The sequence below is a fragment of the Kitasatospora sp. NPDC127060 genome, from assembly GCF_042724935.1.
Lineage (GTDB): Bacteria > Actinomycetota > Actinomycetes > Streptomycetales > Streptomycetaceae > Kitasatospora.
In genome coordinates, this window is sequence record NZ_JBHXEG010000058.1 from 48,227 (window position 1) to 59,687 (window position 11,461).

Sequence of the window (11,461 nt, forward strand, 5' to 3'; positions counted from 1 at the left end):
TTGAGGTCTTGTCGGCAGTCGATGGGATCGACGGGACCGACGGGAGCAACGCGGCCGACGGGACCGACGGGACCGACGGGACTGACGGGATGGAGGGCGCGTCATGGAAGCGCGACACCTGCGGTACGCGGTCGCTCTCGCCGAGCACGGACACTTCGGTCGGGCGGCCGGCGAGCTGGGCATCGCGCAGCCGCCGCTGTCCAAGCAGATCGCCGACCTGGAGCGCGAGGTCGGGGCCCGGCTGTTCGACCGCACCCGTCAGGGGGTGTTCCCGACCGCCGCCGGTGAGGCGTTCCTCGCGCGGGCACGCCGGGCGCTCGACGAGATCGCGGCCGCCACGGTCGACGCGGGCCGGGCCGCGCGCGGCGAGACCGGACGTCTGCGCCTCGGCTTCATCGCCTCGGCACTGCTCGACCCGCTGCCGGGCGTCCTGAGCCGGTTCGGCCGTGAACGGCCCGACGTGAGACTGGAACTGCACGAGATGGCGACCAGCCGCAGCAGCTCGGCGCTCGTCGCCGGGGAGCTGGACGTGGCCCTCACCCTCGGCCCGCCACGGGGCGCCGGAGCCGAGCACCTCGTGTCCGTCCCGATCGGACGCGACCACGTGATCGCCGTGGTCAGTACGGCGCACCCGTACGCGGGTCAACAGTCGGTGAGCGCCGACCAGTTGCGGCGACAGTCGCTGATCGTGTCGGCCGGCGAGGACGAGCCCGCGGTAGTCGCCGGACTGCGTACCCTGCTGGGCACGGACTCATCGGCCCTCGGCGGCGCGACCGTCGCGAGGGACATGCACACGATCATCGGCCTCGCCGCCTCGGGCGTTGGCGTGGGCCTGGGGCCGTCCCGCATGAGGGCGGTCCCGCGTCCGGGAGTGCGGTTCTGTGACGTGACCCCGCGCACGCCCCTGCCCGATCTCGTCCTGTCCTTCACGGCCCGCGATCACTCCCCGGTGCTCCACGCCTTCCTCGACACCATCCGGAAGACGTGCCCCGACGTCGGTGCCGCACTCGACGACCGGCTCCGGCCCCACACGTGATTCGGGCCGGTCTTCGCCGGCATCGACGGCGGCGAGGACATGCAAGCCCGGGACGTCATCGTCGCCGGCGGCGGTGAGAAGGTCATCTGCGGTCCCGTGGCCGACGGGCGGCCCTGCTGCTACGACACCCCGCTGTACACCCCGATCTCGCCGGTCATCGACAAGTTCGGCCTCTCCCTCGCCTGACAGCACGAAAGGACGGCGCCCCCGTGGACGTCGCACTCACCGGCCGGCTCCTGGCCACCCTCGGAGTTCTCGCCGTCGCGAGCGGCGCGGCCGCCGCTCAGCACGAAGGCCCCCGCGGCCAAGCGCTGGCCGACCTCCAACAGGCCATCTACCGAACCGGCGTCGGCCCTGCCACCTGGCACGGGAGTCTCCTCGGGGGACCATGCGATGGGGCGACGCCTGCCCGCCGAGGTGCGTCAGGCCGGAGCGCTGGCAAGGCGGTACAAGGCGGTATAAGGCGGTAGGGGCCGGCAACGGTCGCGATGACGGTGTCACCGGTCAGGGGATGAACTGCGCCCCGAGCAGGCCTCGGCCGGCGTCGGCAGCGGCGCGCCAGACCGGGGGTACCCCGTCGAGGAGGGTGTCGATGTCCTCCTGGTCGCCCTCGGGGTGGAGAGCGGCGGCGAGCAACTGCCCGGCCTGGTCCCGGGTACGGGTGGTCCAGGTGAAGGCCCGTTCGACGGCGGGGAGGGCCTGGCGGACCTGTTCGGGGGTGAGGGCGAGGTCCCCGAACCAGCCGGGCAGTCCGGCATGGCGCTCGGGTCCGAGGGCGAAGGCCATGGCGGCTGCCGGGTAGGCCTTGCGGGCGGCGACCGCGAGGTGGGGCAGGGCCTCGTCGTGGCCGCGTTCCCAGGCCTCGTAGACGACGCAGATCCTCTCGTCCAGTGCGGACGGGCCGGCAGCGTCGAGGAACCGGTGCATGGTCGCCTCGGAACTGCCCGCCTGCTGCCACCACCGGAGGAGGTCCCTGGACGCCGGGAGCGCGGCCTCGGCCTCGACCGCCGGGGCCAGGTCCTTCCAGTAGTGCGTGATGGTGTCGGCGGCCATGGGCACCAGGCACCACATCCCCAGGAAGCTCACGACGAATCCCCTCCTCCTCGGATCTCCCCGTCTCTGGGCGGTCGCGTCCAGGAGCGGGTGGTGAACGTGTGCAGCCGCCGGTTCGTGAGCGCGTGGCGTGGCAGACGGACACCGAACTCGGCGCTCACGGCCTCCAGCAGCGAGCGCTCCGCCCCGGTGTCCTGACCCTGGGAGCCGAAGAACCGTTCCGGGTCCAACGCCCGTGGTATCCGCCCGGTTCGGCGGATCTCTCCGCCCGCGTACGTGAAGGCGTACTGCTCGGCGCCGTCCTGCGCCACGGAGAGGTGGAAGAACGGTTCCCCGTGCGAGGTCCTCAGGCCGCTCCACACGACCACCGCGCGGGCGCCCTCGCCGGCGGCAGCAGCAGCGACCGGGGAGACGAACCGCTGCAGGGCGAAGCGCTGCGGGACGAAGTGCGCGGGGTCACTCTCGAAGGCGAAGCTCCAACGGGCACCCGCCCGGCCGACCGCCATGAGGGCCTTGTCGTCGACGGGCGACAGGACCGTCCCCCCGCCGATCGATCGGCGGCGCGCTTCGTCGGAGGTCATGGGATCGTTCAGCGCCGCCTCGTCCCCGTCCGCGAGGCGTCCGGGCAGGTCCGCCGGTTCCACACCTTCGACCAGGACGAACCGGTAGGACGTGAGGTTGTGTTGGGCGTCCGGGTCCGCGAGCCACGCCAGACCGTCCGGGTCGAGGTCCGCCGAGCGGAACGGTGCCTCTCCCGGCTGACCACCCCTGGGGGTGGACAGCAGCTCGCGGCCCCGTTCCGGGGTCAGCAGCGGCCCGAGCAGGGGGTCGGCCACCCACCCCAGGGGCGCCAGGTGGTCGGGGCCCAGCGGCTGCCAGGCCGGCAGGGCGTCCATCAGCGTCCGCCACGCCCCGTCGGTGTCGCCCCACCGGGCCGACCGCCTCGCCCGTTCGACCGCTTCCCCGAACGGTCCGACCGCCGTGTACCGGTACGTGCCGTTGCGCACCTGCTCCAGCGTCGCGTAGGCCAGCGACACCACGTCGTCCCCGGCTCCCCGCAGGTGGAACATCAGCGTGGCGTCGTCCCGGTACGAGTGCGCCACGTGCTCGGCGACCAGAGCCGGAAGCAGCTCGGGCGCGTACCGCGGGTCGGTCACCACGCCCTCGAAGTACACCATGTACGTCCGTCCGAGCAGACGGCGTATCTGGTCCCCCAGCCCGGCGGCCCGCGGCCGGCCGTACTCCTTCGCCTCGTCCAGCGCCTGCCCGGCCCGTTCCCAGTCGCCGCGCAGCGCCTCCAGCCGGGCCCGCTCCACCCGGGCGTCCAGCTCCCGCGTCAGGTCGTTGGCGAACTCCGGCTCCCCGTCGGCACGGTGGGCCCGCAGGCGGTGGAACTCCCGGTGCATGTCCCGCATGAACTCGACGAAGTTCGTGTACCGCTCGGGCGGCGCGGCCCGCCAGCTCGCCCACGTGTACACGGCCCACTCGCCGTCCTCGTCCACGTCCTCGGGATCCAGCAGGACGTGGGTGATGTCGGACTCGACGTCGAGCTGGAGCCCGCGCCGCCAGATACCCGCCTCCCGCCACTCGGCCTCGTCGGCGTCGTCGTCCAGGTACTCCTCGAACATGTCCGCGAGCCCGGACTCGTTGCCGTGCCAGCGCGCGTCCGCCGTGCCCGCCAGCAGCCCGATGAACTCGCCGGCGTGCCGCCACCCGTCGGTGACCTTGAGGAACTGCCGGTACGACGGGGGCATCCGCCGACCGAGGCGCTCCTCCATGGCCACGATCCGCTCCTCGGACGCCGGCGGGAACCCCAGCCACCGCGCCCGCCGGGCCGCCTCGTCCTCCTCACGTCGCGTCTCGTCATCGGACGGCAGGGCGTCTGACCACTCCCCGCTCCACCCGAGCAGGAACGGCCGCCAGTCGAACGGTGTCGCATTCGTCATGGGCCCGATGCTGCCAGCCGTCACTGACACCGCTCCGTGCTGCCGGGCGGCAGAGGCGGCCGCGCCCCGGACGGGCGGGCATACTGACGCCGTGCCAACCGCCGAGGACCCCCACCAGCCCCCTTCCCGCGAGCCGGAGCCGACGGCGCCGAACCAGGCGAGACCCGACCCGTTCGAGGGCCTCGTGCTGGACGGGCGCTTCATCAAGGACGCCGCCGTCAAGGAGCCGACCGCCCGGACCCGGATGCTCGCCGCGCAGTGGCGGGAGGAACCGCCGGTGGACCCGGGCGGCCGCCGTTGGGTACCCGGCGCGGCCTCCGGCACGGCCCGCTCCAGGTGGACCCGGCCCGGACGCCCGCGCACCGCACTGATCGCGGTCACCGCGCTCGCGGCACTGCTGGCCGTCGCGGTCGGAACGGACCCGGCCGGTCTGCTGAACCGGAACGGCCCGGCGGCGCGCACCCCGCTCGCCGTGCCCGCATCGCCCCGGCCGACCGTGGACGTCGCACTGCCCGGCGGAGGGGTCTCCGACGGCACCAGGTGCGGCACCAAGGGCTTCCACCACTTCGAACCGGCACCCGCGTCCTTCACCTTCGCCGGATCACCGTCGGACGCACCGGACACCCCACCGCCGGGACCGCAACTCGTCCTCGGCTCCTACGGGTTCTCACGGGCCTCGGCGGACGACCCCGGGCACTTCACCATCGGCCTGCAGCTCGGCCCGGGCCCCGGCGACCGCGCGCTGGACCTCTCCGCGCCACTCGGTCCGCAAGGCGTGGCGGTGGAGATCGAGGGCCCGAACGGCCTGGTCGCCGGCGCCCACGGCCTCCCGCTCACACCCGACGACGACACCCCGCCCGACGCGGGCGACACCGTCCACGTCGGACCCGAGAACGGGGCGTCCGTACAGGTGACCCTCCCCGCCGGTGCCCTGTGCCCGGGCTTCGACGGCTTCGCCGTCCAGCAACGCCTGATGGCACCGACCGACTCCCACAACACCATCACCGGCCAGCCGCCCTACCGGCTCACGGTCTCCATCTCCGACCCGGCGATCGGCACGCTGCGACGCCAGGCGGGCTCGACGGTGCCCGGCGACGTACTGGCGACCGACAACCGGAACCCCCACTGACCGCAGCCACCCGAGAACAGCTCCGCCGGACCGAACTCGGCCAGACGCTGAACAACTGCGACCGAGCGAGGGACGCCGGTGACCGGACTCCAACACCATGACCGGACGCATCGTCAAAGCCATCGCCACCCATATACCGGAACTCGTCTTCGAACCGAACACCGTCACCCCCGACCGCCTGGCCATGGCCCCCGCCGTCCTCCTCGACCACCCCCTCCCGACCCCCGGCCCCGACGGCTGGGCCCCACCGGACGCCCCACCCCTCGAACGCCCGCGCGCCGCCCGCCAACGGCGGCTGCCCCGCCGACTGTCTCGGAATCCAGACTTCCCGGGGCCGCATCCGGCAGCCGCGCCGAGGTGAGGAAGCCGGTACGGTTCTGCTACAACGCCTGGACGATGGATGAGAGTTGAGAGCATGCAACGATCCAGCCGGCGCTGGGGGGCGGTGAGTCTCGTCGCCACCGTCGTCCTCGCCGTCAGGAACGGCTCCTGCCAGGTGGCGCTCCTGCCGGACGGACTCGCCGAGCCGACCGCCACCGCCCCGGACTCCGTCGGATCGTCGCGTCCCGCCCCCGGCTCCTTCGCGGATACACACGTGGATTTCCCGGGGAAGGTCCTCGCCGGAACGTATACCGTGGCGTCCGCCCAGTTGAGCCCCTTCACATTCACGACCCTCGGCTGCGGCGAGAAAGCCATGACGGTCAAGGTGGAAGGGATCGGAGGTTCCGCTCAGGTGCACAGGAGATCCGGCGACTCGCTGCGTTCATGGAAAGACGGGGCAGACGTCGTTCTGGCGGTCGGAACTCCTGAGGCGATCCACCGGGCCCCGGCGGCCGGATGACCACGGCCCGGCACTGAGGGCGCACTCGAGGCGGCCGGGGTAGAGGTGGGAGGCCGGAACGAGTTCGAGGTTCAGACGCGACGTTCCGTGTCGTCGGACGTCCGGGCGCCCGCGCCGGCGTCCGCGTCGCGCTATGCGGGGCGGAGGACGGGATCGAGCTCGGCCAGGATCTCGAGTAGCAGACGAGCTCCCCGGCAGACGCGATCATCGATGTCCCGTGCGATCTCTTCCGTCAGTCGTACTGCGTCGTCACGGTCGGAGGAGCACACGCCGAACACATCGACGATTGCGGTGTGGATCCAGTCGATGTGATTCGTATCGGCGGCTGCCAGCACGGAGGCGACCATCGCCAGCCCCACCCTGTCCTTTCGCCGAAGCACGGCTTCTGCGGTCGCTCGGGTGACGAAGGTGTCATCCCGGTCGAGCATGAGCTCCAACAGCGGCCCGACGGCCTCCTGCATCTCGGCAAGGGCCGCCAATCCGCGACCTGCGTCCGCCCGATCGCGGTAGTCACGGCTTCGCCCGAGCTCGCCGAGCGCCACAACGGACGCACGCCGCAGATCATTGTCCACTGGTTGCCACCCCTTCCGTGATCGGGAGTTCCACCGCTCTTCGTACGGACCCTGCCTCCAGGGGTTCGGCCGCCCGGGGACCGAGGCTCACTACGCCGGCCGGAGGAGGAGTGCCGTACTCCTGGATGCTTCGTGTCTACCAGGCATTCCAGAGCACACCGTGCCGGTGGTGGACCGGAGGGAGATCTGCGCCGTCGACGTCGTGGCCGGCGTGGTGCAGTCCACGGATCCGCTGGGCGTCGAGTCGGCCCTGGAGCCGGGCCCGGCCCTCGGCCGTGGCGATCTCGACGGAGAACGAGCCCTTCCTGCAGTGGAGCACCATCCACTGCCACGAGGTGATCCGACGCCGCGTCTTCTCGGGGACAGGGCGGCGGCCTTCGCGCACGGCCCGGGCCAGTTCAGCGTGCGGGTAGCGCAGGTCGTACAGGGACATGGACTCCGATGCGCCGTCCCGGGCGCGAAGTCGCATGGGGGTCGTGCGGACGGTTCGGGACATCAAGAGCCTCCGTAAGGCCCTCCGGGCTCTCCGGAGGCACCTACGGCGGGTGCGCATCGGTCAGCACGATCAATCCCCTCGCCGGTCGGACGGTCCACCCTGCGGCAGGGTAGCCGCGCGGAGGTGTGAGCGCCCGGATTTTCCGCTCGCCCACATGACGAGGCAGAACCCCTCCAGGCCCCTCCCCGGGGCTGCGGCCGGAGCTGACTTCGCAGAGCATCAGCGGCTCAGAGCAACGCCGCCGCCGGCTCCCTCCTGGTCGGTGCGGGCGACGCAGGCAGGCCCGAGTCCTGCCGAGCGGAGGCGGTGGCGACACCCCGCCCCTCCGATCGGCGGGGCTCGCCCGCTTCAGGGCGGAACAGCGCTCGCGCACACCCCACGGCCCCGCGCATTCAAGGCACACGGAAGATAAAAGAATCCAAAAGCACTGGTAAAGTTCGTGCCCGCGCCGCGACTGGGAGACCGTGGCCGTCACCAGGGGGGTACCACCGCCGCCTCATTCCGCAGAATCGCCACCGTGGCGGGTGCCGCTCTTCTCGCGCCCGGTCACCCGGCGGCGCCCGCCCGTTCCACCGCGGAGAGGTGACGGCACCCCACCGGGGGCAGGCATCCCACCGGCAACAGGCGTTCCACCGGAAACAGGAGACAGTCCATGGCTGACGAGATGGTTCGTCTGGCTCAGAAGTTCATCAACACCACCTACGACAGCGGCGCCCTGCTCGGCATATCCAAGCTGGAGGAGAACGGCCGGACCGGCTGGCCGACGATGTACGCGCTGACCCGCGCGCTCCAGTACGAGATGGGCATCACCGCGCTCTCGAACTCCTTCGGCCCGACCACCCTCTCGACCCTCCAGACCAAGTACCCGAAGCTGGACGAATCGAGCGTCCCGTCCGCGAACTTCTGCCGGATCATCCAGTCCGCCCTCTACTGCAAGGGCTACGACGGCGGCGAGATCGACGGCAAGTACAACGACCGGGTCAAGGCAGCCGTCGCGAGGCTGAAGACCCACATGGGCCTGGACGCGGTGTTCCCGGGCACTTCCCTCGAACCGAAGGTCGTCAAGGGCCTGCTCACCATGGACGCGTACGTCACCGTCAGCGGCGGTACGGACGGCATCCGGGCCATCCAGCGGTGGCTGAACGGCCGGTACGTCAACCGCAAGGACTTCTTCGTCATCCCCTGCGACGGGAACCACTCCCGGGACGTCGCGAGGTCCATGCTGCTGGCGATCCAGTACGAGCTGGGCATGGCCGACGGCACCGCGAACGGCGCCTTCGGCCCCGGCACCCAGGCGGGGCTGAAGACCCACACCGTCTCGCTCGGCGCCACCGGCACCTGGCCGGCGCTGTTCACGGCGGCGATGGTCCTCAACAAGCGGGACGTCCCCTTCGGTGACTTCACCGCCGCGGTGAGGAGCGGCGTCGAGGCGTTCCAGTCCTTCGTGAAGCTTCCGGTCACCGGCGCGGGCGACTTCCAGACCTGGGCCTCGCTGCTGGTCTCCTACGGCGACCAGACCCGCCGGGGCGCGGCCTGCGACGGCGTCACGAAGATCACTCCGGCCCGCGCGCAGGCGCTCAAGGACGCCGGCTACCAGTACATCGGCCGCTACCTCTCCAATGCCTCGACCACCAGCCTGCCGGAGAAGCAGATCCAGCCGGGCGAGCTGGCCACCATCAAGCAGTACGGCCTGCGCTGCTTCCCGATCTACCAGACCTGGAGCCGGTCGGCGAACTACTTCAGCTACCCCCAGGGCAACAGCGACGCCTTCCGGGCGGTCGAATGGGCCCGCTTCCACGGCTTCAAGCCCGGCACGACCATCTACTTCGCCGTCGACTACGACGCCATGGACGGCGAGGTGACCGAGTTCGTCATCCCGCACTTCCGGGGCGTCCACCACACGATCAGCGAGAACTCCCCCTACCGGGTGGGCATCTACGGGCCGCGCAACGTCTGCCAGCGGGTCGCCGACGCCGGCTTCGCGGAGACCAGCTTCGTCTCCGACATGTCCAGCGGCTTCTCCGGCAACCTCGGCTACCCGATGCCGAGCAACTGGGCGTTCGACCAGATCGCCACCATCACCGTCGGCTCGGGCGCGGGCGCCATCGAGATCGACAACAACATCGCCTCCGGACGGGACACCGGCCAGGGCGACTTCGACCCGGGCGTCCCCAGCGTCGCCGGGCTCGACGTCGACCTGGACAAGACCGCCTACCGCGACCCGATGCTCCGCGACGTGCAGAACTACCTCACCTCGATCGGTGTCCCGGAGACCGGCGGCTCCGGCTGGACCGACGACGACTGGGTCACCATCGGCGGGATCTCCACCACCAAGGCCTTCGACCTGGTGCTCAGCGCGGACTGGCTGTTCACCGCGCTGGCCCGGGAGTTGAAGCTGCGCAAGGCCCTGATCCAGGCCCCCGTCCTGTGGGAGCTGCGCAAGCTCAACCCGCTCGACCCGCTCGCCGACGCCGCCGTCCGCAACGGCGTCACGGAGGACTGCAGCACCGGCTGGGGCCAGATCTTCGCCCGGGTCGCCATCGCCGCCCGCAACTACTGCCTCAAGGAAGGCCTGATCAACGGCTCCCCTCTGGCCGAACCCAACCTGCGGGAGGTCTGGGACAAGCTGCAGGACCCGGCCTACAACATCCGCTCGGTCGCCTACCTGACGGTCTACAACTCCCACCAGCTCAAGATCGCCCCGCCGAGCCTGACCACCAGCCAGGCCGACACCCAGGCCCTGCTGGCCCGGTACAACGGCCTCGGCGAGGACGCCCAGAAGTACGGCCGCGAGCTGATCGGCCTGTACAACGTGCTGGAGAGCTACAACCTGCTGTCCCGCACCAAGTGAGCACCCGTACGCCGGCGGGCGCCGCACGGACCCGGAGCTACTCGCCCACCGCCGCCGCCGTGAACCTCCTGCTGGGGGTGCCCGGCGTCGTACCCGTCTGGCTGCTCTACCACTTCGCCACCAACTGGCCGCTCGCCGCGCTCGGTTGGACCAGTCGCGAGCCGACGGAGAACGACGGCATCGTGCCGTGGCTGATGCTGCCCGGCCCGCTCGTGCTCGGCGCCACGATCCTCTGGTGCCTCGCCAACCGGGCCGTCCGGCGCCGCACCGCCCCGCACGGCCGCCACGCGGTGTACTGGCCGGCCAGCGTCCTGCTGACCCTGGTGCCCACGTTCGTGCTGATCATCGTCCTGTAGGAGAAGAAGAGATGGAAGACGTGCAGACCGGAATCACCCGGCGGACCGCGGTCAGGAGCGCCGCCGTCATCGGCACGGCGGTGGCCGCGGCCGCGCTGCTCCCGGGCATCGCCTCGGCGGCTCCGAACCCCTCCCCGAAGACGACCGAACTCCCCGAGCTGAAGCTCCCCACCAGCGCCAACGGCTGGACGATCGAGAAGGAGGCGAACCACGTCTCCACCGTCTGGACCCGCCAGGTGGCCGGCACCGGGCTGTCGGTGGACGTCCGGATCGGCGACGTCGAGGAGATCCTCGTCCACCTGATCCGCCGCTTCCACTACGAGGTGGAGGAACTCCCGAGCGGTGACCTGCTCGGCTGGCAGGAGATCGGCGGCCTGCGCGCGAAGTCGCCGGAGTCGAACCTCGCCTCCGGAACCGCGGTGCGCGTCCGCCCCGGCGCCTCGGCGAAGGGCGGGCTGTTCGCCTACCAGGAACTGGTACTGCGGGACGTCCTCGCCGACTGCCAGGGAGTCGTGCGCTGGGGCGGCGACGACGACGAGGTGGACGAGTCGCTGTTCTACATCGCCCTCGGCCCCGACGACCGCCGGGTGAACCGCCTCGCCGACCGGCTACGCGCCTGGGGCGCCCGCCCCGGCGAGGGCGCGGGCACACCGGTCGACGTCCTGTCCCCGGCCCGCCGCACCGAGGCAACCAGCCTGGCCCGCACCCAACGCGCCTCCTGACCGGCCGGCGGAGGACCGGAGTTCGCCCGGTGCGGCGCGTTCGCAGCGCCCCACCGGGCGAACGGGCCGCGACGCGATCCAGGCGTGTACGGCAGGCCCAGTCGACCGTCGCGTCCTCGACCTGCGGCTGGCCCCCGCTGCCGTGGGGGTCAAGTCCCGCGGTCCTCCCCGCGGTTGCGGGCGGGGCAGTCGACGGCCGACACCAGGCGCCGGGGGCCGAATGGGCGCCCTTCCGCATGCCAGCTCTGGACGTCCCCCCTGTGCTGGCGGGTTGGTGGTCGCAAGGGGTGCCTGCCGGCGATCGCGTTCGTGACGGGCTGGTATGCCGAAATGGCGCCGCCGTTGCGCCCCCGGGGAGGGCGGGGCCGGGGCGGGGGCCGGTGGGGGGGGGTGCGGCCTGTCAAATAGCAAACAAGGGAAGCAAAAACAAGGGTGGGAGCCGGGGGGGGAGGTTGGGAC

Annotated in this window: 11 protein-coding genes; 7 read left to right on the forward strand and 4 right to left on the reverse strand. The window is 71.6% G+C overall.

The window, feature by feature from the left end:
* The first annotated feature begins 103 nt into the window (after positions 1-103).
* Together ACFWIS_RS27715 and ACFWIS_RS27720 are read left to right on the forward strand one after the other, a co-directional pair.
* Entirely contained in the window at positions 104-1,036 is a 933-nt protein-coding gene (locus tag ACFWIS_RS27715; RefSeq protein WP_380460259.1) for a LysR family transcriptional regulator, read from the forward strand.
* 39 nt (positions 1,037-1,075) lie between these two features.
* On the forward strand, positions 1,076-1,222 hold the full coding sequence (locus ACFWIS_RS27720) for a hypothetical protein (protein ID WP_380460257.1): 147 nt from the start codon (positions 1,076-1,078) through the stop codon (positions 1,220-1,222).
* A gap of 318 nt (positions 1,223-1,540) precedes the next feature.
* On the opposite strand, the gene ACFWIS_RS27725 is transcribed toward ACFWIS_RS27720, so the two are convergent.
* Positions 1,541-2,122, reverse strand: coding sequence for a hypothetical protein (locus ACFWIS_RS27725; protein WP_380460255.1), 582 nt, complete (start codon positions 2,120-2,122; stop codon positions 1,541-1,543).
* The gene (locus tag ACFWIS_RS27730) at positions 2,119-4,035 is read right to left on the reverse strand and encodes an SMI1/KNR4 family protein (RefSeq protein ID WP_380460253.1); all 1,917 of its coding nucleotides are present in this window, start codon (positions 4,033-4,035) and stop codon (positions 2,119-2,121) included. The genes ACFWIS_RS27725 and ACFWIS_RS27730 overlap by 4 nt, the downstream gene beginning before the upstream one ends.
* Positions 4,036-4,126: 91 nt before the next feature.
* Here ACFWIS_RS27730 and ACFWIS_RS27735 point away from each other — a divergent pair, with 91 nt between their 5' ends.
* Together ACFWIS_RS27735 and ACFWIS_RS27740 are read left to right on the forward strand one after the other, a co-directional pair.
* Positions 4,127-5,164, forward strand: coding sequence for a hypothetical protein (locus ACFWIS_RS27735; protein WP_380460251.1), 1,038 nt, complete (start codon positions 4,127-4,129; stop codon positions 5,162-5,164).
* Positions 5,165-5,579: 415 nt separating this feature from the next.
* Entirely contained in the window at positions 5,580-6,005 is a 426-nt protein-coding gene (locus tag ACFWIS_RS27740; protein WP_380460249.1) for a hypothetical protein, read from the forward strand.
* Between the two features lie 131 nt (positions 6,006-6,136).
* On the opposite strand, the gene ACFWIS_RS27745 is transcribed toward ACFWIS_RS27740, so the two are convergent.
* The gene (locus ACFWIS_RS27745) at positions 6,137-6,577 is read right to left on the reverse strand and encodes a hypothetical protein (protein ID WP_380460247.1); all 441 of its coding nucleotides are present in this window, start codon (positions 6,575-6,577) and stop codon (positions 6,137-6,139) included.
* Between the two features lie 136 nt (positions 6,578-6,713).
* The gene (locus ACFWIS_RS27750; protein ID WP_380460245.1) at positions 6,714-7,073 is read right to left on the reverse strand and encodes a hypothetical protein; all 360 of its coding nucleotides are present in this window, start codon (positions 7,071-7,073) and stop codon (positions 6,714-6,716) included.
* A 652-nt stretch (positions 7,074-7,725) separates the two neighbouring features.
* On the opposite strand from ACFWIS_RS27750, the gene ACFWIS_RS27755 reads away from it, so the two are divergent.
* Genes ACFWIS_RS27755 through ACFWIS_RS27765 form a run of 3 tightly spaced genes read left to right on the forward strand, consistent with a single transcriptional unit; the run spans position 7,726 to position 11,002 of the window.
* On the forward strand, positions 7,726-9,924 hold the full coding sequence (locus ACFWIS_RS27755; RefSeq protein WP_380460243.1) for a glycoside hydrolase domain-containing protein: 2,199 nt from the start codon (positions 7,726-7,728) through the stop codon (positions 9,922-9,924).
* Positions 9,921-10,280 carry a hypothetical protein gene (locus ACFWIS_RS27760; protein ID WP_380460242.1) on the forward strand — a complete coding sequence of 120 codons (360 nt, stop codon included), beginning with the start codon at positions 9,921-9,923 and terminating at the stop codon, positions 10,278-10,280. Before ACFWIS_RS27755 ends, ACFWIS_RS27760 begins: the two co-directional genes overlap by 4 nt.
* An 11-nt stretch (positions 10,281-10,291) precedes the next feature.
* Positions 10,292-11,002 carry a hypothetical protein gene (locus ACFWIS_RS27765; RefSeq protein WP_380460240.1) on the forward strand — a complete coding sequence of 237 codons (711 nt, stop codon included), beginning with the start codon at positions 10,292-10,294 and terminating at the stop codon, positions 11,000-11,002.
* Positions 11,003-11,461: the final 459 nt, after the last annotated feature.